The 25,626-nt window shown below is 62.1% G+C and carries 20 protein-coding genes and 1 pseudogene; 12 read left to right on the top strand and 9 right to left on the bottom strand.

What is annotated here, in order from left to right; all coding sequences use genetic code 11:
* The first annotated feature begins 194 nt into the window (after positions 1 to 194).
* The 5 genes from mdh to lpdA all read left to right on the top strand — a co-directional run bounded on the left by mdh (position 195) and on the right by lpdA (position 7,815).
* Entirely contained in the window at positions 195 to 1,157 is a 963-nt protein-coding gene (gene mdh, locus ACZ51H_RS06600) for a malate dehydrogenase (RefSeq protein ID WP_449473341.1), read from the top strand.
* A 98-nt stretch (positions 1,158 to 1,255) separates the two neighbouring features.
* Entirely contained in the window at positions 1,256 to 2,140 is an 885-nt protein-coding gene (gene sucD / locus ACZ51H_RS06595; protein WP_464772547.1) for a succinate--CoA ligase subunit alpha, read from the top strand.
* A gap of 89 nt (positions 2,141 to 2,229) precedes the next feature.
* Positions 2,230 to 5,025, top strand: coding sequence for a 2-oxoglutarate dehydrogenase E1 component (locus ACZ51H_RS06590; RefSeq protein ID WP_464793371.1), 2,796 nt, complete (start codon positions 2,230 to 2,232; stop codon positions 5,023 to 5,025).
* An 8-nt stretch (positions 5,026 to 5,033) separates the two neighbouring features.
* Positions 5,034 to 6,281 (top strand): 2-oxoglutarate dehydrogenase complex dihydrolipoyllysine-residue succinyltransferase, encoded by a 1,248-nt coding sequence (gene odhB / locus ACZ51H_RS06585; RefSeq protein ID WP_464802819.1) that lies wholly within the window; start codon positions 5,034 to 5,036, stop codon positions 6,279 to 6,281.
* A gap of 133 nt (positions 6,282 to 6,414) precedes the next feature.
* Positions 6,415 to 7,815, top strand: a complete 1,401-nt coding sequence (lpdA, locus tag ACZ51H_RS06580; RefSeq protein ID WP_460986095.1) for a dihydrolipoyl dehydrogenase — start codon at positions 6,415 to 6,417, stop codon at positions 7,813 to 7,815.
* A 54-nt stretch (positions 7,816 to 7,869) separates the two neighbouring features.
* Here lpdA and ACZ51H_RS06575 read toward each other — a convergent pair whose 3' ends face one another.
* Both ACZ51H_RS06575 and ACZ51H_RS06570 read right to left on the bottom strand, forming a co-directional pair.
* Positions 7,870 to 9,042: a GGDEF domain-containing protein gene (locus ACZ51H_RS06575; RefSeq protein ID WP_464802818.1), complete on the bottom strand. Its 1,173-nt coding sequence runs from the start codon at positions 9,040 to 9,042 to the stop codon at positions 7,870 to 7,872.
* Between the two features lie 139 nt (positions 9,043 to 9,181).
* On the bottom strand, positions 9,182 to 9,850 hold the full coding sequence (locus ACZ51H_RS06570) for an HAD family hydrolase (protein WP_464802817.1): 669 nt from the start codon (positions 9,848 to 9,850) through the stop codon (positions 9,182 to 9,184).
* A 155-nt stretch (positions 9,851 to 10,005) separates the two neighbouring features.
* Here ACZ51H_RS06570 and glmU point away from each other — a divergent pair, with 155 nt between their 5' ends.
* The 3 genes from glmU (at position 10,006) to glmS (ending at position 14,068) form a co-directional block, all read left to right on the top strand.
* Complete coding sequence (glmU, locus tag ACZ51H_RS06565; RefSeq protein ID WP_464802862.1) at positions 10,006 to 11,298, top strand: bifunctional UDP-N-acetylglucosamine diphosphorylase/glucosamine-1-phosphate N-acetyltransferase GlmU; 1,293 nt, start codon at positions 10,006 to 10,008, stop codon at positions 11,296 to 11,298.
* On the top strand, positions 11,295 to 12,152 hold the full coding sequence (locus ACZ51H_RS06560; protein ID WP_464802816.1) for a metallophosphoesterase: 858 nt from the start codon (positions 11,295 to 11,297) through the stop codon (positions 12,150 to 12,152). Before glmU ends, ACZ51H_RS06560 begins: the two co-directional genes overlap by 4 nt.
* Positions 12,153 to 12,244: 92 nt before the next feature.
* A complete protein-coding gene (gene glmS, locus ACZ51H_RS06555) occupies positions 12,245 to 14,068 on the top strand; it encodes a glutamine--fructose-6-phosphate transaminase (isomerizing) (RefSeq protein WP_449473326.1) in 1,824 nt (607 codons plus the stop codon).
* Here glmS and ACZ51H_RS06550 read toward each other — a convergent pair.
* A complete protein-coding gene (locus tag ACZ51H_RS06550) occupies positions 14,055 to 14,249 on the bottom strand; it encodes a KTSC domain-containing protein (RefSeq protein ID WP_464802815.1) in 195 nt (64 codons plus the stop codon). The genes glmS and ACZ51H_RS06550 overlap by 14 nt on opposite strands.
* Before the next feature lie 507 nt (positions 14,250 to 14,756).
* On the opposite strand from ACZ51H_RS06550, the gene ACZ51H_RS06545 reads away from it, so the two are divergent.
* A complete protein-coding gene (locus ACZ51H_RS06545) occupies positions 14,757 to 16,052 on the top strand; it encodes a chloride channel protein (RefSeq protein ID WP_464802861.1) in 1,296 nt (431 codons plus the stop codon).
* A gap of 113 nt (positions 16,053 to 16,165) precedes the next feature.
* Positions 16,166 to 17,204, top strand: a pseudogene (locus tag ACZ51H_RS06540) (IS110 family RNA-guided transposase).
* 267 nt (positions 17,205 to 17,471) lie between these two features.
* On the opposite strand, the gene ACZ51H_RS06535 reads toward ACZ51H_RS06540, so the two are convergent.
* The 6 genes from ACZ51H_RS06535 to ligK all read right to left on the bottom strand — a co-directional run bounded on the left by ACZ51H_RS06535 (position 17,472) and on the right by ligK (position 23,383).
* A complete protein-coding gene (locus tag ACZ51H_RS06535) occupies positions 17,472 to 18,413 on the bottom strand; it encodes a helix-turn-helix domain-containing protein (protein WP_460986091.1) in 942 nt (313 codons plus the stop codon).
* 89 nt (positions 18,414 to 18,502) lie between these two features.
* Positions 18,503 to 19,465, bottom strand: a complete 963-nt coding sequence (locus ACZ51H_RS06530; RefSeq protein ID WP_464802814.1) for a PDR/VanB family oxidoreductase — start codon at positions 19,463 to 19,465, stop codon at positions 18,503 to 18,505.
* A gap of 8 nt (positions 19,466 to 19,473) precedes the next feature.
* Positions 19,474 to 20,577 carry a Rieske 2Fe-2S domain-containing protein gene (locus tag ACZ51H_RS06525; RefSeq protein WP_464802813.1) on the bottom strand — a complete coding sequence of 368 codons (1,104 nt, stop codon included), beginning with the start codon at positions 20,575 to 20,577 and terminating at the stop codon, positions 19,474 to 19,476.
* 199 nt (positions 20,578 to 20,776) lie between these two features.
* Positions 20,777 to 21,664, bottom strand: coding sequence for an amidohydrolase family protein (locus ACZ51H_RS06520; protein WP_464802812.1), 888 nt, complete (start codon positions 21,662 to 21,664; stop codon positions 20,777 to 20,779).
* Positions 21,661 to 22,716 carry a 4-oxalomesaconate tautomerase gene (locus tag ACZ51H_RS06515; RefSeq protein WP_464802811.1) on the bottom strand — a complete coding sequence of 352 codons (1,056 nt, stop codon included), beginning with the start codon at positions 22,714 to 22,716 and terminating at the stop codon, positions 21,661 to 21,663. The genes ACZ51H_RS06520 and ACZ51H_RS06515 overlap by 4 nt, the downstream gene beginning before the upstream one ends.
* On the bottom strand, positions 22,709 to 23,383 hold the full coding sequence (gene ligK, locus ACZ51H_RS06510) for a 4-carboxy-4-hydroxy-2-oxoadipate aldolase/oxaloacetate decarboxylase (RefSeq protein ID WP_460986086.1): 675 nt from the start codon (positions 23,381 to 23,383) through the stop codon (positions 22,709 to 22,711). Before ligK ends, ACZ51H_RS06515 begins: the two co-directional genes overlap by 8 nt.
* 103 nt (positions 23,384 to 23,486) lie before the next feature.
* On the opposite strand from ligK, the gene ACZ51H_RS06505 reads away from it, so the two are divergent.
* Together ACZ51H_RS06505 and ACZ51H_RS06500 are read left to right on the top strand one after the other, a co-directional pair.
* Complete coding sequence (locus ACZ51H_RS06505; RefSeq protein ID WP_464802810.1) at positions 23,487 to 24,638, top strand: LysR substrate-binding domain-containing protein; 1,152 nt, start codon at positions 23,487 to 23,489, stop codon at positions 24,636 to 24,638.
* 64 nt (positions 24,639 to 24,702) lie between these two features.
* Complete coding sequence (locus ACZ51H_RS06500) at positions 24,703 to 25,620, top strand: NAD(P)-dependent oxidoreductase (protein WP_464802809.1); 918 nt, start codon at positions 24,703 to 24,705, stop codon at positions 25,618 to 25,620.
* Positions 25,621 to 25,626: the final 6 nt, after the last annotated feature.

Below are 25,626 nucleotides of genomic sequence, written 5' to 3'. Positions count from 1 at the left end.
GCAGGTGGCCGCTGCGGGACAAGTCAGCGCCAGGGTAGAAGCGCGCAACGAACAGGGGCAAAAGCCTCTTAATGAAACTGCGAATGAATTGCAAAGATAAATGCTCCAAACCCCGTTTAGTTGGTTGAATCATTAATGAGATCGGCTTAAGCGGGCGGGCAATCCCAATTTCCGTGCTTGGAGGATGATTGCATATGGCCCGTAAGAAGATCGCGCTGATCGGCGCTGGCAATATCGGTGGTACGCTCGCGCATCTCGCCGCTCTCAAGGGTCTGGGCGACATCGTCCTCTTCGACGTGGTCGAAGGCGTTCCTCAGGGCAAGGCGCTCGACCTGTCGCAGTGCGGCCCGGTCGAAGGTTTCGACTCGAAGATCATCGGCACGAACGACTATGCCGACATCAAGGACGCCGACGTCATCATCGTTACCGCCGGTGTCGCCCGCAAGCCGGGCATGAGCCGCGACGATCTTCTGGGCATCAACCTCAAGGTCATGAAGTCCGTGGGCGAGGGCATCAAGAATAACGCCCCCAACGCCTTCGTCATCTGCATCACCAACCCGCTCGACGCGATGGTGTGGGCACTGCGCGAATTCTCCGGCCTGCCGCACAACAAGGTCGTCGGCATGGCGGGCGTTCTCGACTCCGCACGCTTCAGCCACTTCCTCGCTGAAGAATTCCAGGTGTCGGTGAAGGAAGTGACTAGCTTCGTTCTCGGCGGTCATGGCGACACCATGGTTCCGGTCGTCGAATATTCGACCGTCGCCGGCATCCCCATCCCCGACCTCATCAAGCAGGGCCGCTCCACCAAGGAGCGCATCGACGCTATCGTTCAGCGCACCCGTTCGGGCGGCGGCGAGATCGTCGGTCTGCTCAAGACCGGTTCCGCTTTCTACGCGCCCGCCACCAGCGGCATCGCGATGGCTGAAGCTTATCTGTTCGATCAGAAGCGCCTGCTGCCCTGCGCGGCGAACCTGACCGGCCAGTATGGCGTCGATAACCTCTACGTCGGCGTGCCCGTGATCATCGGCAAGGATGGTGTCGAGCAGGTCATCGAGATCGAACTCGACGACGAGGCCAAGGCGAACCTTCAGGTGTCGGTGGACGCGGTCAAGGAACTGCTGGAAGCCTGCAAGGGCATCGACCCTTCGCTCGCCTGAACAGACAAGCTGCACCGACATACCCCAGGTGAGTGAGCAGCCTGGGGTGTGCCGCCTTCACCTGAAGTGCCACCTCCACAGAATGCAAAGGGACTGACATGTCCATTCTGGTGAACAAGAACACCAAGGTCATTACGCAGGGTATGACCGGCGCGACCGGCACCTTCCACACCGAACAGGCGCTGGCCTATGGCACGCAAATGGTCGGCGGCGTTACGCCGGGCAAGGGTGGCACGACCCATATCGGCCTGCCCATGTTCGACACGGTTGCCGAAGCCAAGACGAAGACCGGCGCTGACGCTTCGGTCATCTACGTTCCGCCGCCATTCGCGGCCGATTCGATCCTGGAAGCGATCGATGCGGAAATCCCCCTGATCGTCTGCATCACGGAAGGTATTCCGGTGCTGGACATGGTTCGCGTGAAGCGTGCCCTGTCGGGTTCGAAGTCGCGTCTGATCGGTCCGAACTGCCCCGGCGTCCTGACCCCCAATGAATGCAAGATCGGCATCATGCCCGGTTCGATCTTCTCCAAGGGTTCGGTCGGCGTCGTATCGCGTTCCGGCACGCTGACCTATGAAGCCGTGTTCCAGACCACCAATGCGGGCTTGGGCCAGACCACGGCCGTCGGCATCGGCGGCGATCCGGTCAACGGCACCAACTTCATCGACGTGCTGGAGCTCTTCCTGGCCGACGACGCGACCGAATCGATCATCATGATCGGTGAAATCGGCGGCGACGCGGAAGAACAGGCTGCCCAGTTCCTGATCGACGAAGCCAAGAAGGGCCGCAAGAAGCCGATGGCTGGTTTCATTGCGGGCCGCACGGCGCCTCCGGGCCGCCGCATGGGCCATGCCGGTGCGATCGTGTCGGGCGGCAAGGGCGACGCGGAAAGCAAGATCGCGGCGATGGAAGCCGCCGGGATCAAGGTCGCCGCCAGCCCGTCCGAACTGGGCTCGACGCTTGTCGAAGTCCTGAAGGGCTAAGCAAAGGCAGACAAGGTGGCCGGGCTGCACCCCGGCCGTCTTTGATACCCCGCTTCGCGACTGCACGCGGTCGGCATGGGACTTAAGGCATGGGTTACGAGAACCAGGACTTTGAAACGGAACGCGGGCCGAGCTGGGCACGCCCCAATTGGCCTCTGGCGGACACTGATGATCTGACCGGTGCGCTCGATCCGACGCAGATGCAGGTGGCGGTGAAGGCTGCCGCCAAGGCTGCGGGCAAGTCAGTCTCTGACGCCGACGCAGTCAGCGCCGCTGACGATGCGATCCGTGCCCAGTTGCTGATCCGCACCTATCGCGTGCGCGGCCATTTGGCGGCCAATCTCGATCCCTTGGGGCTTACCCAGCGCGAACTGCCCGCAGACCTGACCCCGGAATATCATGGTCTCACCGACCTTGAGCGGAAGATCTATCTGGGCGGCACATTGGGCCTGCAATATGCCACAGTGCGCGAGATCGTCGCCATCCTGCGTGCCAATTATTGCGGCAATGTCGGCCTGGAATATATGCACATCGCCGACGTTGAGGAACGCGTGTTCCTTCAGGACCGGCTGGAAGGCAAGGACAAGGAGATTCACTTCACGCCTGAAGGCAAGAAGGCGATCCTGTCCAAGGTGATCCAGGGCGAGCAGTACGAAAAGTTCCTGGGCCGCAAATATGTCGGCACCAAGCGCTTTGGTCTGGATGGTGGCGAGTCCATGATCCCCGCGCTCGAAGCCATCATCAAACATGGCGGTGCGCTGGGCGTGCGCGAGATCGTTTACGGCATGGCCCATCGCGGCCGCCTGAACGTACTCGCCAATGTGATGGCCAAGGGCTTCCGCGTCATCTTCCACGAATTTTCGGGCGGCACTGCGAACCCCGAGGATGTCGGCGGATCGGGGGACGTGAAATATCATCTCGGCACCTCCACCGACCGCGAATTTGACGGCATCAAGGTGCACATGTCGCTGGTGCCCAACCCGTCGCACCTCGAAACCGTCGATCCGGTGGTTCTGGGCAAGGTCCGCGCGCAGCAGACTTTCCGCGATGATCTGGAGAAGCATGAGCAGGTCCTGCCTGTGCTGATCCACGGCGACGCGGCCTTTGCTGGTCAGGGCATCGTCTGGGAATGCCTCGGCTTCTCCGGCGTTTCCGGTTACAATACTGGCGGCTGCATCCACTTCATCGTCAACAACCAGATCGGCTTCACGACGAGCCCGCAATTCTCGCGCGGTTCGCCCTATCCGAGCGATGTGGCGAAGGGTGTTCAGGCGCCGATCCTGCACGTCAATGGCGACGATCCGGAAGCTGTGACCTTCGCGTGCAAGCTGGCGATCGAATATCGCCAGACCTTCCATCGCGACATCGTGATCGACATGTGGTGCTATCGCCGCTTCGGTCACAACGAAGGTGATGAACCGAGCTTCACGCAACCGCAGATGTACGCGAAGATTCGCCAGCATCCCCCCGTCAGCGACGTCTATTCGGCGCGGCTGAAGGCGGAAGGCGTGGTTGACGATGATTTCGTCAACAAGGTGACGGGCGACTTCGTCAATCATCTGGAAGAAGAGTTTGAGGCGGCCAAGAGCTACAAAGCCAATAAGGCCGACTGGTTCGCTGGCCGCTGGTCGGGTTTGCACAAGCCGGCCGACGCCGAAACATCGCGCCAGAATGTCGAAAGCGCGATCAGCCAGAAGCTGTTCGATAGCCTGGGCAAAACGCTCAGCACCGTTCCGGAAGGTTTGAACGTCCACAAGACGCTCAAGCGCGTGATCGACGCCAAGGCGGAGATGTTCAAGTCGGGCCAGAATTTCGATTGGGCGACTGGTGAGGCGCTCGCTTTCGGTTCGCTTCTGTCCGAAGGCTATGGCGTCCGCTTGTCGGGTCAGGATTCGGGACGCGGTACGTTCAGCCAGCGTCACGCGGTCTGGGTCGATCAGGATAGCGAGAGGAAATATGTCCCGCTTTCGACCGTGCCGCATGGCCGGTTTGAGGTGCTGGATTCGCCGCTGTCTGAATATGGCGTGCTCGGCTTTGAATATGGTTTTGCGCTGGCTGACCCCAAGAGTCTGGTGTTGTGGGAAGCGCAATTTGGCGACTTCGCTAACGGCGCGCAGATCGTGTTCGACCAATATATCGCCTCGTCCGAGACGAAGTGGCTGCGTTCGAACGGTCTCGTCTGCCTGCTGCCCCACGGCTATGAGGGGCAGGGGCCAGAGCATAGCTCGGCGCGTCTGGAACGCTTCCTTCAGCTGTGTGCGGAAGGAAATATTCAGGTCGCCAACATCACGACGCCGGCCAATTATTTCCACGTCCTGCGCCGTCAGATGCTGCGCCCCTTCCGCAAGCCGCTCATCATCATGGCGCCGAAGTCGCTGCTGCGGCACAAGCTGGCGGTGAGCAAGGCCGAGGATTTTGTGGGGGAGACGCATTTCAAGCGCATCCTGTCCGATCCGCATGCAGCGGCGGACGCTGACACGAAGCGGCTGGTCCTGTGCTCCGGCAAGGTCTTCTATGATCTGCTCGAAGCGCGCGACGCGGCGGGTGACAAGGATGTTCAGATCGTTCGTATCGAGCAGATCTATCCTTTCGCCACCGAAGCGTTGGCCACGCGCATCAAGCGCATGACCAACCTGGAAGAGGTGGTCTGGTGCCAGGAAGAGCCGCGTAACAATGGCGCATGGTTCTTCGTCGAACCTTATGTCGAGGAAGCGCTGGGCCTTGCCGGCAAGGCGCCGATGCGTGCGCGATACGCGGGCCGCAAGGCTGCTGCTTCGCCTGCGACGGGCCTCGCCAAGCGCCATGTCGCCGAACAGGGCGCCCTTGTAGCCGATGCGCTGGGTCACAGCGTTCGTGAAGAAATCCGCCGCCAGAAGAAAGGCTGACACAGCTCATGGCAACTGAAGTCAAAGTCCCCACGCTGGGCGAATCCGTTACCGAAGCGACCGTTGGTCAGTGGCTGAAGAAGCCCGGCGAGGCGGTGAAGGCCGATGAGCCGATCGTCAGCCTGGAAACCGACAAGGTGGCGGTGGATGTGCCCGCACCGGTCGCGGGAACCTTGGGCGACATCATCGCCAAGGAAGGCGACACGGTGAACGTCGGCGCGCTGTTGGCGATGATCAACGAGGGCGCGGCTGCTGCTGCGGCGCCCGCAGCTGCCCCGGCTTCCGCTCCGGCTGCCAAGGCAGAGGCTGCCACGCCTGCTCCTGCGGCTTCGGCGCCGGTCGATGAGGATGAGGGCGGCAACCTGACGCTGTCTCCAGCCGTTCGCCGCTTGGTGCTGGAGCATGGACTCGACCCAAGCAAGATCAAGGGCACCGGCAAGGACGGCCGCCTGACGAAGGATGACGTGATGGCCGCCGTGGCTGCGGGCACGGCCAAGGCGACGGCGTCGGCACCGGCTGCCGCGCCTGCTGCCGAGGCGCCTGCTGTTGGCCCGAGCCGTCGTCAGGAGCGCGTCAAGATGACGCGCCTGCGCCAGACGGTCGCCAAACGCCTGAAGGAAGCCCAGAATAACGCGGCGCTGCTGACCACCTATAATGACGTCGATATGACCAACGTCATCGAAGCGCGCGCGAAGTATAAGGACCTGTTCGAGAAGAAGCATGGCGTCCGTTTGGGCTTCATGGGCTTCTTCACCAAAGCCGTCTGCATGGCGCTGCGCGACATTCCGGGCGTCAACGCGCAGATCGAAGGCGATGAGATCGTCTATAACGACTTCGCCGATATTTCCGTGGCCGTGTCGGCCCCGAACGGCCTGGTCGTGCCGGTGATCCGCAACGCTGAAAGCCTTAGCGTCGCCGACATCGAAAAGACGATTGGCGGCTTTGGCAAGAAGGCCAAGGAAGGCACGCTGACCATGGAAGATATGAAGGGCGGAACCTTCACCATCTCCAATGGCGGCGTCTTCGGATCGCTGCTGTCGAGCCCCATCATCAACCCGCCCCAGTCAGCGGTTTTGGGTCTGCATCGTATCGAGGACCGTCCGGTCGTCCGCGACGGTCAGATCGTCATCCGTCCGATGATGTATCTGGCGCTCAGCTACGACCATCGCCTGATCGATGGCCGTGAAGCGGTGACCTTCCTGGTCGCGGTCAAGAACGCGATCGAAGATCCGACCCGTCTGCTGATCGACCTGTAAGATCAACCTTTAATTCCGTTCGGGCTGAGCCTGTCGAAGCCCTGTCCTTTCTAGGGGACGTAAGAAAAAGTAATGCCCTTTGACAGGTTGGGACGAGACAAGCGGCTCGGAACAAGGGCGAACGGAGATTGAGATGGCTGACTTCGATTATGACGTCCTGGTGATCGGCGCGGGTCCGGGGGGCTATGTCGCTGCCATCCGCGCGGCTCAACTGGGTCTCAAGACTGCGTGCGCCGAGAGCCGTGAGACACTGGGCGGCACCTGCTTGAATGTCGGCTGCATTCCGTCGAAGGCGCTGCTGCACGCGTCGGAGCTTTATGAGGAGGCCGCAGGTGGCGCGCTCGCAAAGCTGGGCGTCAAGATCGACAAGATGAGCCTTGATCTGGATACCATGCAGGGCCAGCGCAAGGATGCCGTGAAGGGCCTGACGGGCGGCATCGAATTCCTGTTCAAGAAGAACAAGGTCGACTGGTTGAAGGGGCGCGCGAGCTTTACTGGCGCGAACACGGTCGATGTTGCGGGCAAGGCCGTGACCGCGAAGAATATCATCATCGCGACCGGTTCCTCCGTGACGCCGCTGCCGGGCGTCGAAGTGGAAAATGACAAGGGCCTGATCGTCGATTCGACCGGCGCTCTGGAACTGGACAAAGTCCCGGATCACCTCGTCGTCATCGGCGGGGGTGTCATCGGGCTGGAACTGGGGTCGGTCTGGCGCCGTTTGGGGTCGAAGGTGACCGTCGTCGAATTTCTCGACCAGATCCTGCCGGGCATGGATGGCGAGGTTCGTAAGGAAGCGAACAAGATCTTCAAGAAGCAGGGCTTCGAATATAAGCTCGGCACCAAGGTCACGGGCGCCAAGGCACATAAAAAGGGCGTCAGCCTGACGGTTGAGCCTGCCGCAGGCGGGGCTTCGGAGACGATCGAGGCCGATGTCGTGCTGGTGTCGATCGGCCGCCGTCCCAATACAGATGGACTGGGTCTCGACAAGATCGGCCTTGAGCTGAATGCGCGCGGGCAGATCGAGACCGATCATGACTTTGCAACCAAGGTCCCCGGTGTTTGGGCCGTCGGCGATGTGATCCCCGGCCCGATGCTCGCGCATAAGGCTGAGGACGAGGGCATTGCCGTCGCCGAGAATATCGCCGGGCTGACCGGGATCGTGAACCATGCGGTGATCCCGTCGGTGGTCTATACCAAGCCTGAGATTGCAGGCGTCGGCCTTACCGAGGAAGCCGCCAAGGAGCGCGGTGCGGTCAAGGTCGGCAAGTTCCCAATGATGGCGAATAGCCGCGCCAAGACCAATCATGAGCCTGATGGCTTTGTGAAGGTGATCGCCGATGCGGAAACCGACAGGGTCCTGGGCGTGTGGATCATCGCGACCGTGGCTGGCACGATGATCGCGCAAGCGGCACAGGCGATGGAATTCGGCGCATCGAGCGAGGATATTGCCTATACCTGCCACGCGCATCCGACGCATAGCGAAGCGATCAAGGAAGCCGCAATGGCGGTCATGGGCAAGCCGATCCACATGTGATCGGCGCCTTTGGCGAAGTTGGAAAGGGCCGCCGCTGTGCGGCCCTTCTGCTTTTCAGGCGCTGGCGATGCGGGGCGTGGACGCCGCCGCTATGGTTGGTGAGGATAGCGCGCGCCGGATGCAGACCCGGTTCCGGCCACGCGCCTTTGCGTCATAGAGTGCATCATCCGCGCGAGCGATGGTGTCGTGGATTGACGTGTCGCTGCGCTGAGTGGTCGATAGGCCAAAGCTGGCAGTCAATGGACGGCTGAGCCGTAGTTGCTTTGCAATCGTCGCGGTGAAGCCTTCGCGCAGCTTGTTCGCGATCTCCGCCGCATGTGCTGCATTGATGCCCGGTAGGAATAGGACAAATTCCTCTCCACCGAAGCGGGCCACGACCGCGCCCTCCGGAGCCAATGTGGTTAGAAGACGCGAAAGCGCCCTGATCACCTGGTCGCCGGATGCGTGGCCATATTCGTCGTTGATGGTCTTGAAATGGTCGATGTCACAGACAAGGAGACTTCCTGCGGGCAGTCTATCCGATTGCCTACGCTGGATGGCGTCATCGAATCCCCGACGATTGAAGAGGCCGGATAACGGATCGACCATGGCTTCCCGCTGATAGCGACTCAGTATGTCGATCACCTGCGTCGCAAGAGCAGCGAACGCGAGAAACAAGCCGAATATGCATGCAAGCGCCTGCATCAAAAAGGCATATTCGCTGGTGAGGAAGTCGCCATTCTCCGACAGCGTGAGCGGGACGGTGGTGCCGCGAACGAAATTATCCATTGCGACGAGCGATGCAGCGGCGAACAACGTCCGATCGGCCCCTGTACGCAAGTGATCCTTCGCCGCGACAAGGGGAAGTCCGATCAGGAGAAAGCAGCCAAAGTCCGAGGCGACCAGTTCGAGCGGTAGATTGTCCATCGCGTAGGCTAGGATGCACAGCAGGATCGAGCCGCCCCAGATCATCAGCCGCGCCGTCAGAAGCCAGGATGGTCGCCAGCGTTGCAACAGGGCCTGACCGAAAAGCAGGAACCCGGTGGCAAACAGCAGATCAGCGATGATGCTCCAGACAGGGTCCGGCATTGCGGCAAAACCGACGGGTGCCGCAAATCCCGCGGCGACGCAGAAGAAGGCCGCGCTCCACCATGCAGCGGCCCGCACATGCCAGTTACAGATGATCAGGAACGCGATGCTAAAGCTGGCCATCATGATCGGCAGGAAGAAAGCGAAATTTTCTCCCATGCTGACTGCCTTTACCTGATGTTACCCGGAGGATCGGCAGGCACGAAGCCGCCGTTGGGGCGGCGGTATAAGCCTTTGTTTAAAAAATACTTCCAAAATCGACGAGATGTTCATCCGCTATGGATCAAACGGCCGACGATCAGTCTGGCCAACCTTCGAGAAGCGGCATCAGTTCATCGAAATGATCTATGACCGCGTCTGCTTCCAATTGTTCGACGGGGCCGTCGAGGAAGCCGAAGCTGACCGCTATGCTTGGCACTCCCGCGTTACGAGCGCCCGCGATATCGTTGATCGTGTCGCCGAGGAATATCGTGCGGCCGCCGCCAGCGCGCGCGATCATCTCGTGGATCGGCGCTGGGTCCGGCTTCGCTACGCCAAGCGTGTCGCCGCCAATGACGCTGACGAAACGTTCGGAAAGGCCGATCTGATGGAGCAGGGGAATAGTGAAGCGTTCAGCCTTGTTCGTGCAGATCGCAAGCTTCGCGCCCGCTTTGTCCAAAGCCTCCATCGTGTTCATGAGGCCGGGATAGGGGACCGAATGGATGGCGAGATTCTGCTCATAATAATCGAGCAATGTCGGCAGCATCCGAGCCAGTAGGGCGTCATCATAGCCGCCCGATGCGGTTAGCGCCCGTTCCAGCATGACTTTCGCGCCCTTGCCCACGAACGGGCGGATGGCATCGACGGGAAAAGACGGGCGGCCATCCGTCGCGATCGCATAATTGACTGCTGCGGCGAGGTCGCCGCTCGTGTCGAGCAAGGTGCCGTCGAGGTCGAAACCTACTATATCGAAGGGAATGCTGATCATGCGCGGCTCATGCGGCCTCTCCGGTGGCAAAGGCAAGGCAAACGTGGCAGAGAGCGATCAGATTCATAACCTTCCTGCTAAAGAGGACGCGTTCCGCCGTGACCGCCACCCGCCCACTCGCCGTCATCATCCTTGCCGCCGGGCAGGGTACGCGCATGAAGTCAGCCAAGCACAAGGTGCTCCATCCGGTCGCGGGTCGGCCAATGTTGCTGCATCTGTTGGCCAGTGTCGCGGAGCTTCAGCCCGAGCGGCAGGTCGTCGTAGTCGGCGCTGGCCGCGAGCAAGTGGAAGCCGCCGTCGCCGGAACTGGCGCGGTGATCGCCGTGCAGGAGCAGCAGTTGGGAACTGGCCACGCGGTTGCCCAGGCGCATGACGCGCTTGCCGGTTTCGCGGGTGACATATTGATCCTCTATGGCGATGTGCCGTTGGTGCGGGCGGAAACCATGCGGGCCATGCTGGACCGGCTGAACCTGGGGGATGACCTGCGCGCGGTGGTGCTGGGCTTCAGACCCGAGGACGCGGGCGCCTATGGGCGGATCATTACCAACGGCCAAGGCATCATCGGCAAGATGGTCGAATATAAGGATGCCGACGCGGCGGAACGGGCGGTGACGCTGTGCAACTCCGGCCTGATGGCTGTGCGATCGACCGACCTTTTCGTCCTGCTCGACAAGATCGGCAACCACAATGCGGCTGGCGAATATTATCTGCCCGACATCATCATGTTGCCCGGCGCTCAAAGTGCCGTCATCGAAACCGAGGCGTGGGAAGTGGCTGGCGTGAACAGCCGCGCGGAACAGGCGGTGATCGAGGCTGCCTGGCAGGACCGGCGGCGTAGCGAGGCGATGCGTGATGGCGTGACGCTGGTGGCGCCGGAAACCGTATTCTTCGCGCATGACACCGAACTTGGCCGCGATGTCATGGTCGAGCCGAATGTCGTATTTGGGCTGGGCGTGACGGTGGCCGACGATGTGGTCATCCACGCCTTCTCGCACATCGAAGGCGCAACCATCTCCAAGGGTGCCGAGATCGGCCCCTATGCGCGACTGCGTCCCGGAGCCCAAATTGGCGCAAAGGCGAAGGTCGGCAATTTCGTCGAAGTCAAAAAGGCGGAACTGGGCGAAGGCGCGAAGGTCAATCACCTGTCCTATATTGGCGATGCCACCATCGGGGCAGGCGCCAATGTCGGCGCGGGTACGATCACCTGCAACTATGATGGCTTTTTCAAATATAAGACGGAAATCGGCGCGGGGGCGTTCATCGGCTCCAACAGCGCGCTAGTCGCTCCGGTCAAGATCGGGGCAGGCGCGATCGTCGGCGCAGGGAGTGTGGTGACTAAGGAGGTGGAGGCGGACGCTCTTTGCCTCGTCCGGCCCGCGCAGGAGGGCAAGTCCGGATGGGCGGCGCGGTTCCGCGCTGGAATGCAGGCGCGCAAAGCGGCCAAGTGAAATCCCCGTTCAGTCGGGCCGGGTGCCTTTGGGCGCTGCTCTTTCTTGGCCTGATCGCGGCGGGCTCCTGCATCTGGCTTTTTACCAATGCGCGGGCCACGCCCGTGGTGCGCCGGATAGACATTGCGCTACCATTTCCGCAGGGGGCGCCGCTGCGGCCGGTAACGGTCGCACTGATGACCGACACCCATCTGTCGGGACCGGATAACAGTCCCGAAAGAATGGCGCGGATCGTGCGCCAGGTGAACGGACTGAGGCCCGATCTTATCCTGTTGGGTGGGGATTATATCGGCGATCATAAGGGCGGTGCGGTTTATGATCCGCAAGCGAGTATCGCGTCTTTTTCCGCTCTTCGCGCGCCGATGGGTGTGCTGGCGGTGCTTGGCAATCACGACGCGCGCCGTTACGCGAAGATCAGTCGCACCCAATGGCGCGCCCTTTTTCGGCGGATCGGGATCACCCTTTTGACCGACCAGGCTGTGCGCCGGGGGCCGCTGGTGATCGGCGGGTTGCGCGACATTTACACCGATCGCCCGGATGTCCCCGCCGTGTTACACGAGATGGAGGATATGGGCGGTGCTCAGATACTCCTTTCTCACGGGCCTGACGTTTTCCCTTCCCTGCCCGACAGGTCGTTGCTGGCGATGGTGGGGCACACGCATTGTGGTCAGGTGGCGCTGCCCTTTGCTGGGGTTGTCTATGTGCCGTCCCGCTTCGGCACCCGCTATGCTTGCGGCGTCTATCGTGACGATGCGAAATCCATGGTCGTGTCGGCGGGGATCGGCACCAGTGGCCTGCCGATCAGGCTGCGTTCGCCGCCAGATGTCTGGCTGGTTACAATTCGTCCAGAATGACTGTCTACCCTGTCGCTGATCCGTGGATCATGGCATAGGTGGGCGCGAAACGGGTTGGTCGTTTGTTTGCATAGCTTTGAGGCTCAGGATTCATGTGCGGTATCATCGGGATCATCGGTAAGGACGATGTGGCGGAGCGTTTGGTCGATGGGCTGAGGCGCCTGGAGTATCGCGGCTATGACAGCGCGGGGGTCGCGACCGTTTATGAGGGCGCGATCGAGCGGCGGCGGGCTGAGGGGAAGCTCGCCAATCTCGTGAAGGAATTGGCGAATAATCCGCTGCCGGGGACGACCGGGATCGCACATACCCGCTGGGCGACGCATGGGGCGCCGACGACGAGCAATGCGCATCCGCATGCCACGAAGGAAGTGGCGTTGGTGCACAATGGGATCATCGAGAATTTCAAGCCGCTGCGGGAGGAACTGACCAGCCGCGGACGTCGTTTCGATAGCGAAACGGATACGGAAGTTGTCGCGCATCTGGTGAGCGAGTTGGTGGAGCAGGGCGCTTCGCCGAAGGACGCGGTGGCGCAGGTGCTGCCCCGCCTGCATGGCGCCTTTGCGCTGGCCATCCTGTTCCGCAGTCATCCCGACATGCTGATCGGCGCGCGGCTCGGTTCGCCGTTGGTTGTGGGCTATGGCGAGGGTGAGACCTATCTGGGTTCCGACGCGCTGGCGCTGGCGCCGCTGACGCAGCGCATTGCCTATCTGGAGGAGGGCGACTGGGTCGTCATCACCGCAGAGGGCGCGGAGATTTTTGACAAGGACAACAATCCTGTCGAGCGGCCGATCACCATTTCCGGCGTGACGGGCGAGCTGATCTCCAAGGGCAATCACCGCCACTATATGCTCAAGGAGATTTACGAGCAGCCGGTGGTCGTCGCTCAGACGTTGAAATCCTATCTCCAGCGGATGGAAGACCGGGTGTCGCTGCCCATTCCGGATTTCGACCTGGGCGCGATCCGCCGCGTTACGATCGTTGCGTGCGGAACCAGCTATTATGCCGGGATGGTCGCCAAATATTGGGTGGAGCAATTCGCCCGCGTCCCCGTCGATATCGATGTGGCGAGCGAGTTCCGCTACCGCGCACCGGTGATGGAGGATGGCGGGCTGATGATCGTCATCAGCCAGTCGGGCGAAACCGCTGATACCCTGGCCGCGCTCCGCCATGCCCGTAGCGAGGGGCAGAAGATCGCGGCGGTCGTCAATGTGCCCACCAGCACCATGGCGCGGGAGGCTGACCTGCTGCTGCCGACCCATGCCGGGCCGGAAATCGGTGTCGCGTCGACCAAGGCCTTTACGTGCCAGCTGGCGGTGCTGGCGGCGTTCGCGGCGAATCTTGCGCGAGCCAAGGGGCGGCTGGATGCCAAGGCGGAAAAGGAACTCGTCCGTCACCTCGCCGAAGCCCCTGCGGCTCTCAATGGCGCGCTGGCCTATGATGAGTCGATCGAGGGCATGGCGCACCTTATCGCGGGCGCGCGGGATGTGCTCTATCTCGGCCGGGGGCCGGACTATCCGTTGGCGCTGGAAGGGGCGCTGAAGCTCAAGGAAATCAGCTATATCCATGCCGAAGGCTATGCGGCCGGCGAGATGAAGCATGGACCGATCGCGCTGATCGATGACAAGGTGCCGGTAATCGTTCTGGCGCCGAGTGGGCCGCTGTTCGAGAAGACCGTCAGCAACATGCAGGAAGTGCAGGCGCGCGGCGGCAAGGTGGTGCTAATTTCCGACTATGACGGCGTGAAGGCGGCGGGCGAGGGCTGCATCGCTACGATCACCATGCCCAAGGTTCACCCACTGATCGCACCGATGGTCTATGCCGTGCCGGTGCAGTTGCTGGCCTATCATGTGGCGGTGGCGAAGGGGACCGATGTCGACCAGCCGCGCAATCTGGCGAAGTCCGTCACCGTCGAGTGAAGGGAAAGCGATCACGGATGTGGTGGTTGAAAAAGCCGCCTTTCGAGGTCGCTTTGGTCATCTCCGCAGCCAGATTTTCCGGCACATCGAAATAGCTGTAACGCTTTCCGCTGACGAACTGGACGTCCAGCCGGTGTTCGGCCGCGTTATAGTGAAATTCGCGAATGGCTGTGGATGGCACGGCTTATGTAATGATCGATGGCCTAAGATGTTTCATGTTCGAGCGGTGGCATGGTTTCGGTCCCGTGCAGCTGTCCTTTCTCCGTCATCCCAGCGGCAAGCTGGGATCTCGTGAGCGAGGTCGAGCGCCATCGACCGAGATGCCAGCATGCGCTGGCATGACGAAATGAGGAGGGTAGGCTTTCGACCATTTGTTGCCGCTCCGTGGTCAATTTCCCGTTCCAATGAGCCTACGTTCCGTTAAGGGATAATCCATGTCGATGGATTGGAATCCTCTGGGCGTAAGATCCCAAGGCGTAAAATGGCCTTTGGACGATTCAAAGAGTAGCCGCATTTTTCCTCGTTGGCGCAGAATCGGCGAAGTTCACTTCCACGCCCCCCTTATTCCAAGCCAATTCATGGCTTTGACGTTTATGAGGTGGATGTTCACGGCCGAACTGCCCGCTTCGCAGCAGGGGAGGCGTCTCCGGGGGCATATGATTTCTACATTCCAGATAATTTCCAAGCCATGCGCCAGCTTATTCGTATCCCACTGACCGGCAAACATATCGCTGCCGTCCACAGCCGGTTGGCTGCCGTTGCAGGCGCCATCATACTCGGTCTGGCGGCTATTGTTTTTGCTCGGATGGGTGAGTTTTCTCAAAATATTTTTCTGCAAGTAGTGACGATCTCGCGCTATGCGCCTCTCATCGTCACGCCCTTGGTCTTCGCGGCAGTCGCCTATGCCACGCTGCGCTTCTTTCCTGCTGCTCGTGGGTCTGGCATCCCGCAGGTGATGGCCGCCAGTCATAACCCAGACCTGCATGCAGGGGGGGACTTGTTGTCGCTGAAGACGGCTGGGGCCAAGTTATGCGGCACGATCAGCATGCTACTCGTCGGTGGATCGGCAGGACGCGAAGGTCCAACCGTACAAATCAGCGCGGCACTCATGGTTGCGGTTCATCGCTGGCTTCGGGTGCCCGTCTCGAGCGGTATCATTATCGCGGGGGGCGCGGCAGGCGTGGCGGCAGCTTTCAACACCCCGCTCGCCGGGGTTGCGTTTGCGATCGAGGAGCTGGCATCTGCGTTTGAGCAGAAAGTGGCCCTTATGGTGATGGCCGCAGTGATGATCTCGGGATTGGTGAGCCTCGGTCTGGCGGGAGACTATGTGTATTTCGGGGCGATGAACGGAAATCTGCCGCTCCGGGCTATGCTTCTCATTGCGCCGATAGCGGGAGTGCTTGGAGGCTTTTTCGGCGGTATTTTCTCCCGCATTCTTATCGCGGCTACATGGCCGCGCCACCCAGTGCTGATCCGCATTCGGTCTCGCCCCGTCATGTTCGCGGCGGGATGTGGGCTAATCGTCGCCATCACGGGCTGCGTCACGAATGGCCTTACATGGGGCACCGGCTACGAAACCACCAAACTTCTTCTCGTTGGCCACGGTTCGACCATGAGCTTTGGCCCGGCGAAGTTTATCTCCACCCTTGCTACAGCGCTCAGTAGTGCTCCCGGTGGCATATTTGCCCCGTCGCTGTCGGTCGGAGCTGGTCTTGGTCAGTTGATTTCCTCCGTTTTCCCCAACAGCCCTTCAGGCGCCGTAGTACTGCTTGGTATGGTTGGATATTTTACGGGTGTTGTTCGGGCGCCGATGACTGCTGTGATCATCATGATGGAGATGACGGCCGACCGGACCATGATTTTACCCTTGTTCGCGACGGCGTTAATCGCGGATGCCGTCAGCACCATGATTTGTCGCCAAAAACTTTATCACGCTCTGTCCGGGCAGTTCCGCTCCACTTCACACGAGGCGAAGCGGGCTTAGATAATGTCCATCTTGCCCAAGCGCCTTCCGCAAGTGGATGAGGTGGATGGCTCCCGCTCACGGCATCTAGGTGCCAAGATGGTTTTGCTGTCACGCAACCCGAGCCACCCGCCATGGAGATTAGCATGATCGGCCTGGATTTGGCCAAGAACGTTTTTCAGGTTCACGGTATCAGCGCGACCGGTGAGGTCGTCATTCGCAAGGCGCTGCGGCGATCCCAGATGCTGCCGTCTTCCAGAAGTTGCCGTCTTGCTTGGTAGGCGCAGAGGCCTGCGGGACGTCGCATCACTGCGCGCGCGAACTGACTAGGCTGGGTCACGAGGTGCGGCTGATGCCGGCGGTGTACGTGAAGCCTTATGTAAAGCGCGGCAAGAACGATGCCGCCGACGCCGAGGCGATCTGCGAAGCGGTCACACGCCAGACAATGCGGTTTGTGCCCATCAAGTCGCGCGAGCAGCAGGCGGCGTTGTCGCTGCACCGCGTGCGCCAGCTGTTGATCAAGCAGCGCACACAACTGGTCAACATGATGCGCAGCGTGCTCGCCGAGCTGGGTATCGCCATCCGGTCGGGATCGTGAAGGCACTGCAGATGGCGCGACAGATCGTTGACGGCGAGTCCGAGTTCGACTTGCCAGCCGAAGCCGCGAACGTCGTCGGCATGCTGGCCGGGCAACTGCTCCAGATTCATGTCCAGTTGCGCAAGCTCGACCTGCGTCACGCCGCTCTGGAACGGAGCGACGACAGGTCGCGGCGCCTAGCGACGATCCGTGGTATCGGACCGATCGGCGCGACCGCGCTTGCCGCATCGGTGACTGATCCAGGCCAGTTCTCGTCAGGACGTCAGTTCGCCGCCCGGCTGGGGCTGACCCCGCGGCAGAGTTCGAGTGGCGGCAAGGAACGGTTGGGGCGCATTACCAAGATGGGCGACAGATATCTGCGGTAGCTCCTGGTCGTCGGCGCAACCGCGCTGATCCGATACGCCAAGGAGAAACCCGGCACGGTCGATCCGGGCTTTGTCGCTCTGCTCGCCCGAAAGCCCGCGCGCGTCGCCTCGGTCGCCATTGCCAACAAAATGGCGCGGATCGCATGGGCGGTCATGGCGCGCGGCGGCGTGTTCGAACGCGGGCATGCGCCTATGCTGGCGGCAGCATAGATCAAGAACTTAGCTGAGGAGATCAGCTTCACGAGGTTGTGAGAGCGAAGGATGTGATGGCAAAACCGATAGGACCTTGTTCGCGGACACCATCAGGGCCAGCAGTCTACACCGACTGCATCAACAGGCCGGACAGACGACTGCACCTGACGGAATGCCAGTCATCACTTTACGCTTGCAACGTGGGAGCCATCCACAGAAGACCGTCTGCCTTCGACAGGCTCACGGCGAACGGTGATGTAATTTACACGGAAAGAAGCTGAGCCCCTAACCGTCCTTCCGAAAAGACGTCGGCGAACGCCCAAATTCTTGTGCGAAACAGCGGGCGAGATAGCCCGGATCATTGAAGCCGCACGCATAAGCGATCTCGCTGACGGTCAGGCTGCGGCACGCCCTGTCCTCCAGCATCGCGCGGACGCGGCCCAAGCGGATCGTGCGCAGTTCGCGCCCGACGCTGCTGCCCGTCGCGGCGAACAGGCTGTGGAGATAGCGGACCGAAATGCCGTGCTGCGCGGCGATGGTCGCGGGCGTCAGGTCCGGGTCCGCGAAGCCGCTGGTCAGCGTCCGTCGGATCTGGTGCATCAGGCGGCGGCGATGTGTGGTTTCCTCGCCCGCCATCCCATCGCACATCAACGCCAGGCAGCCGCCAAGCTGGTCAGCGATCAAGTGAGCGGGCAGGGGCCGTCCTTCCTCCACGGCATGGGCGACGCTGTGCAACAGCCCGTCGATCGCGGCGCCCCAGGGCGATGATCCGATCAGCGGGCGGATGGTGCAGGCATAGGGATCGGCGAGCCAGCGTTCGATCCATGCGCTGGGCAGGGCGACCAGATAGGCTTCCGAAAATGCCGATGTGACAAAGCTGAAATTATCGAGATGGCTGAACAACAGGGCCTCGCCCGCGCCCAGCGTGGCTTCGCGCCCGTTCTGGCGCAGGGTGATGCCGCCGCTGCGCATATAGACAAGGTCGAAGCGCGGCGAGGCGCCGTGGCGTCCGCTGGCGTCGTGCACGCCTTCCTGGCTGGTCGCGTTGATGACGGAGAATTGCACGTCGCCGATATGCTGCTGCCGCAACTCGCCGCGGAATGTGGTGCGATCCGGCACGCGAATGTCGATGGGCGTCACATGCGCCTGCACCTGCCCGTGCCAATGGTCAAAGGCGGGCGCGCCGTCCAGCGCGGCGGTCGATACGTGATAGCCGGGGCCATTCACCCGCAGTCCGTCTCCTTCCCGCGCCGTCGATCGCACGTTCGGTCGCGACGATAGCCGGAAAGGCGGGGACGCGCCACAAGGACGTTAGGTTAGAGGTCGAGAAGCAACAGCGGCGATAGCGCCCGCGAGCAGCAGGGGGTGAAGAGCTTTCCTTCGTCCCGTTCCTCGTCGGTCAGATAGCTGTCCCGATGATCCGGCACCCCTTCCAGCACGCCGGTGACGCAGGTGCCGCACACGCCTTGTTCGCAACTGATCGGCACGTCCACCCCCGCATCGGCCAGAATGCTGGCAACCGACGTGCCGGGTGCGATCGTAAAGGTCGCGCCCGTGCTGGCAATGCGCACATCGAAGGGCTTGTCGCCTGCTTGTACCAGCGGTTCGGCGGCTTCGAACAGTTCGCGATGGATGCTGGCATCCGCCCAGCCAAGCCGCTGAGCCTCGTCCCGCACGGCGTTCATGAAGCCTACCGGGCCGCACACATAAATATGGGTGTCTGGGCCGGGCGACCCAAGCGCTGCCGCCGGATCGAAGCGAGGCGATCCGTCATGCCGACTGAAATAGGTGCGTCCGCCTGCCGCGTCCACGGCGCTGCCGAAGGCGGCGCTTGCCGGGCTCCGGCAGCAATAATGCAAGTCGAAAGACTTCCCTCCGCTCGCCAGTGCCGCTGCCATGGACATGATCGGGGTGATGCCGATGCCGCCGCCGATCAATATGTGGCGGCTACCTCCTTCGGCCAGCGCGAACAGGTTGCGCGGCGTGCCCACATTTACCTGCCGTCCCGGATGGAAGGCGTCATGCACCAGAGCCGATCCGCCGCGGGATTGCCGTTCGCGCAGCACCGCAATCTGATAGCGATGTCGCTCGACCGGGTTGTTGCACAGCGAATATTGCCGCACCAATCCTTCCTCAACCAGGACGTCGATATGTGCCCCTGCCGCGAAGGGCGGCATATCGCCGCCGTCAGCGCGCGCGAGGTCGATCTGCACGATATCTGGAGCCAGCAGCATGCGTCCGGTGATTTCGAGCGTCAGCCCGTCAGCCAGCTTTGCCATGACCTGCCTCAGACCACAGGTTCGACCGGCAGTCGCGTGCCAGCCTTTCGCCTCAGCAGGTCGAGCGGCGATTCCGCGCCGGGCTGCGGCAGGGCGCCTTGCGCCTCGTCGGCGATGAGCTTCTTCATGATCCGGCGGGCGCGGGTTGCCGCGACGTCGGCTGACGCCATGACCGGTCCCATCTCATCGAGCGTCCGGGTCCCCATCATGCGCTGCTGTTCTTCCAGGATCGGCTTGTCCTGCCCGACGAAGGCGATCTCGATCGCGGCGCGCCACATCTCGTCGACCGACGGATCGTCCACCTTGTAGTTGCGGGCGAAGGACCAGAAATACCAGCTGGAGGTCGCATCCTTGGGCGTCAACAGGTCGCACCCATAGAGCCAGACGCCCTCATCCCGTGTCTTGCCCACCGGGGTGACGCCCACATCGAGCAGCAGGTTACCGGGCGGGTCCCAGCGCATATAGGCCCAGTGATCGACATTCTCGGCATAATGGTCGAAAGCGGCGGCCCAGGCGGGCGGTGCCGCCCCGTCATGCGCCCAGCGGTTCGACCAGACCGTGGTGCCGCTTTGGAGTGTCTCTAACTTGCTGCGGGTCAGCGCCTCGCTGTTCAAAACGCCTTCATGCACGAATTCGGCATGGGTCAGGTCGAGGAGGTTGTCGCTGATCAGCTCATAGTTGGCCGCGACCTCCATCATGCCTTCGATCCGGCGGAAGGAGGGGTGATTGTTGCAGGAAAAATCGGGGATCGTGCTTTCGTCGGCATGATCCGCATCGCCGAGCCACAGCCAGATCATGTCATAGCGTTCAACCACGGCATAGCGCTTCACCCGCATCTTCGCCGGGATGACGCCGTCGATCAGCGGCGTTCGCGTGCAGCCGCCCGACGTCCCGAAACGGAAGCCATGATAGCCGCACTGGACATCATCGCCGATCAGCTTTCCGGCGCTTAGCGGGGCAAAGCGGTGCGGGCAGACATTGCCGAGAGCGACCGGATCGCCATTTTCCGTGCGGTAGAAGACGATCGATTCATTGCAGATTTGACGTTCCAGCAGGGTGCGCCCGATCTCGCTGCTCCAAGCGGCTACATACCAGCAATTCTTAAGGAACATCTGCCTCTCCGCATTATTTCAGCCTGTCGTCGGGCCGTTTTTCGCTGTCAGGATAGATCGGCGCGTCCGGGCTTGCGCGGACAGGAGAGCACAAAAGTTGGGACTAGGAAGCAGCGCCGTCAGGGGCGTGCATGGGGACTTCCATGGATCAAGACTGCGATTTCGAGAACCGGCACCGATCGAGCATTTCGGCTGTAAACTAATCGTCAGCTACTTCCTCAGGCCAGTAAAGCCGGGCGGGATTGGCGACGAGCAGACTATGCTGGAGGCTGGCGGTGGGCGCGATGCGCGGGATCATATCGACCAGCGCGCCGTCGTCGGGAATTGCCTTGTCCATGTTCGGGTGCGGCCAATCGGTGCCCCAAAGCACGCGGGTCGGATAATCCGTGACCAGAGGGGCGACGGTCCTTGCGAAATCGTCCCACGGCGGGCCTCGCGGGTCTAACCGATCGGGACATGTGACCTTGGTCCAGATGTCGTCCCTGCTGTCGAGCAGGGCGCGAAAAGCGCGCATGTCGATGCCGTCTGGCCCTTGGGTGACGTCCGGACGGCCCATATGATCGATGACGATGAGGGTGGGAATGGCGTCCAGGAAAGGGCGTAGCTCTTCCAGAAGGTCGGGTTCAAAATAGACAACTACATGCCATCCAAGCTGCTCGATGCGGCGGGCGACTTCGAGGAACTTGTCCTTCGGCGCGTCATCGACGAGGCGCTTGAGGAAGTTGAACCGTACTCCGCGGATGCCGCCTTCGTGCAGCGTTTCAAGTTCTGCGTCGCTGATTTCCGGGTCAACCACTGCGACGCCACGCGCCTTGCCGTTTGACTGCGCTATGGCGTCCAAAGTCGCGGCATTATCCGTTCCGTGACAACTCGCCTGGACGATGACGTTGCGGGAGAATCCCAGCCGGTCCCGAAGCGCGAAGAGCATATCCGGCCCTGCGTCCTCTGGAAGATATTTCGCTTTGGGGCTGAATGGAAACCGCGCCATTGGTCCAAAGACATGACAATGCGCATCGACTGCGCCCGGAGGTGGCATGAAGCGAGGGGCTGACGGATTGGAGTGCCAGCTTACAACACGATCCGTCATGCAAAAATCTCTCCGTCCATCAGCTTTCGGGCGGTGCGCAGCAAGGCGGCGCTGACGACCCTGTCCTGATGGTCCAGTTCCATGACGCAGGTGGTTTCGCCCGTGGGATGCTCTACCGAAAGGCTTTTGATCCTGCCATCGGGAATGGCGGCAAGCTCTGCCGCTGGCGTGCCTTCAATGAGGCAGGCGGTGGCGACGCTGACTGCGCCCAGCACGCCGATGGAGGCATGGGCGCGATGGGGAATGAAGCTGCGCACGGTGATCGCGCCGCCGTGGCGCGGGGGTGCTACCAGCATCATCTTGGGCACCGACTTTTCCTTTACATCGCCAAGGTTCATGCGCTCTCCAACGGCGAGACGGATTTTCTCGATGCGAGCCTTCAGGGCGGTGTCTTTGTCCAACGCGTCGCGATCTTCATAGCCGGTTATGCCCAAGTCCTGCGCCTTCATGACGACGCAAGGCATCCCGTTATCGATCAGGGTGACGCGAACGCCTTCGACCTCATCGAAGACATTGCCGGTTGGGAGCAAGGTGCCGCAGGAAGAACCGGCGGTGTCGCGGAATTCCAGCGGGATAGGGGCAGCGGTGCCGGGGACTCCGTCGATCTTCGCGTCGCCGTCATAGCGGACGATACGGCTCGGGGTTTGCACGGTCGCGATCGCGGTCTGGCCGGTATTTTCCATGTAGATGGCGACGCGGGTCTCCCCATCCTGCGCCTTGACCAGGCGGCGCTCGATAGCGAAGGGGCCAACGCCAGCAAGGATGTTGCCGCAATTCTGCGCGTCGGTGACGATGGCTTGATCAACGAAGACCTGGAGAAAAAGATAGTCGACATCCACGCCGGGCCGCGCCGACTTTTTGACCACGGCCACCTTGCTCGTCAGCGGATCGGCGCCGCCCATGCCGTCGATCTGCCGGGGATCGGGTGAACCCATGATGCGCAGAAGGAAGCTGTCGCGAATGGCGGGGTCGGCTGGCAAGTCTTCGGCGAGGAAATAGCCGCCCTTTGACGTGCCGCCGCGCATCCACATGACACGGGCCGAGTCAGACATATTTGAGGCCCATTTCTTCAAGGCGCGGGCGCATGTTGTAGATGTCGAGTCCGAGTTCGCCAGCAGCCAGGCGAACACGCTTGGCTTCTTCGGCGGCTTCGCGGGCCTGGGCCTTTTCGAGGACAGCGGCGGCGTTGGCGCGTGGGACGATGCAGACGCCGTCATCGTCGGCGATGATGATGTCGCCCGGATTGACGAGGGCATTGGCGCAGACGACGGGGATGTTCACGCTGCCGAGCGTCGCCTTTATCGTGCCCTGGGCATGGACCGCCTTTGACCAGACAGGGAAGTTCATTTGCGTGAGGTCGCGGACGTCGCGCACGCCTGCGTCGATGACGAGGCCGCGACAGCCGCGCGCCTGAGCTGAGGTTGCCAGGAGATCGCCGAAATAGCCGTCGGTGCAGGGGCTGGTGGGCGCGAGGAGGAGGATGTCGCCTTCGCGGAGCTGTTCGATCGCGACGTGGATCATCCAGTTGTCGCCGGGAGGGGCGGAAATGGTGACGGCGCTGCCGGCAATGCGGGCGCCGGGATAGATCGGGCGCATGTACGGCGCGAGGAGTCCGGTGCGGCCCTGGGATTCGTGGACGGTGGCGACGCCGCAATGGGCGAGGGCGTCGATGATCGAAAGGTCCGCCCGGTCGATATTCTGGACGACGATGCCGGACATGCGATTTGCTCCTTTGGCGAAAGCATGAAGGAAGTGGCGAAAAGAAACGGGTTGCTCAAATTTAAACTGTGTCGTTGGCATTAGTTTTTGCTAAGTGTTCGTGATGACACCTGATCAGTTCAATATCCGGCACCTGTCTGCCGTCGCCGCCGTGGTCGCGCAGGGGACGGTCAGCCTGGCGGCGCGTGCCGTCAATCTGACGCAGCCTGCGGTGACGCAGGGGATCGCCAAGCTGGAGGCGCAGCTGGGCCTGCCGCTGTTCGAGCGGCATCCGGGCGGCATGACGCCGACGGAAGCGGCGACAAGGCTTGCCCCGCGTCTGGAGGCGGCGTTGCGGCTGATTGGTAGCAACCGGGCGACGGCGGCGCAGATACGGGCCTTTGTCGCGCTTGCGCGGGCGGGGAGCTATGCGGCGGCGGCGGTCGAGGCAGGGGTGACGGAGCCGTCGCTGCATAGGGCGGTGGGCGACCTTGGCCTCGCGATGGGATACAGGCTGGCGGAGCGGCGTGGGCGGGGCGTAGCGCTGACGAATGCGGGGGCAGCGCTGGCGCGGCGGTTGCGGCTGGCGCTGGCGGAATTGCGGTCGGGGCTGGAAGAGATCGAGGCGCTGAAAGGGCAGGAGAGCGGGCGGGTCGTGGTGGGCGCAATGCCGCTGTCGCGCGCAAGGCTGCTGCCCCGCGTGATCAGCCGGTTTCGGCGCGAGTTCCCGCAGGTGCATATCAGCGTCCATGAAGGATCACATGCCGAACTGGTCGGCCCGCTGCGCGACGGCGAGGTGGACATGATGATCGGCGCGCTGCGTGATGCGTCGGTCGGGCAGGATCTGGTGCAAAAGCCCCTGTTCGAGGATCGGCCGACGATCATGGCGCGGGCAGGGCATCCGCTGGCGCGAGGATGGGACGCGGATGCTTTGCGGCGTTTCCCATGGATATTGCCGCCAGAAGGGACGCCGTTGCGGCAGTTATGGCGGGAGATGGTGGAGACGCTGGGCGGCGAATTGCCTGCCGTGCCGATCGAATGCGGATCGGTGATGACGATCCGCGAGCTGCTGGTGAACGGCGATTATCTGACGATGCTGTCGGTCGATCAACTGGCGCTGGAGCTGAACGCCGGGATGGTGATCGACATCGGTCCCGCGCCCGGCGCGATCAGCCGCATGATCGGGCTGACCACCAGAACGGACTGGCGGCCGACCCGCTTGCAACACTGTTTCATGGCGGCGATCGATCAGGAAGTTGAAGGCATAAGTTCGTAAAAACTTATGAGGATGCCGGGGATTCGATTGGCGGGGCCGATAGGGATGGGCCATCCCTTGGCGCATGGAGCAGGAAGTCGGTCTGATCGGATTTGGCGAGGCGGGTTTGACCTTTGCATTGGCAGGGGGCTGGGCCGCGCGGGCGCATGTATTCGATAGCAAGACCGAAGATGCGGCGGCGCGTGACGCGATGATCGCCAGCTATGCGGACGCCCATGTGCTGGGCGCGCGCTTTCTGGAAGATGCGCTTTCAGGCGAGGGATTGGTGATTTCGCTGGTGACGGCGGATCAGGCATTGGCGGTTGCCGATGCGGCGGCGGAGTGCATCGCGCCGGGCACCATCTATTGCGACATGAACAGCGTGGCGCCGCAGACGAAGCAGGAAGCGGCGGGGACGATCGAGGCCGTCGGCGGACGATATGTCGATGTTGCCGTCATGGCGCCGGTTCATCCGGCGGCGCTGTCCGTCCCGTTGCTGTTGAGCGGCGGTGCGGCGGAAGAGGCCACAGCGAGGTTGCAGGCGCTGGGCTTTGCCAATGTGCGCGTGGTTGGAGACGCGGTGGGCCGTGCATCCGCGATCAAGATGATCCGGTCGGTGATGGTCAAGGGACTGGAGGCGCTGACGGCGGAATGCGTGCTGGCGGCGGAGGCGGCGGGCGTGCGTGATGAGGTGCTGGCGTCGCTGGATGCGAGCGAGAAGGCGCGGCCTTGGGGCGAGCGGGTGGATTATAATCTGGAGCGGATGCTGGTTCATGGGCTGCGCCGCGCTGCCGAAATGGAAGAAGTGGTGAAGACGTTGGAGGCGCTGGGCACTGGGGCTGCGATGACGCGTGGTGCGGTGGAGCGGCAGCGGGCGATCGGGGCGCTGGGCGTGGCGGATGTGCCGGATGGGTTGAGCGGGAAGCTTGAGGTGGTTTTGGCGCGGCGTGAGGATGCGGGGGGTGATGGTTTGGCCCGAGATGGGAGTGCAGTTGCGGCTTGAGGGAGT

It is taken from the genome of Sphingobium sp. TomMM15 (assembly GCF_055397045.1).
This window is presented reverse-complemented; position numbering and strand designations above follow the sequence as displayed.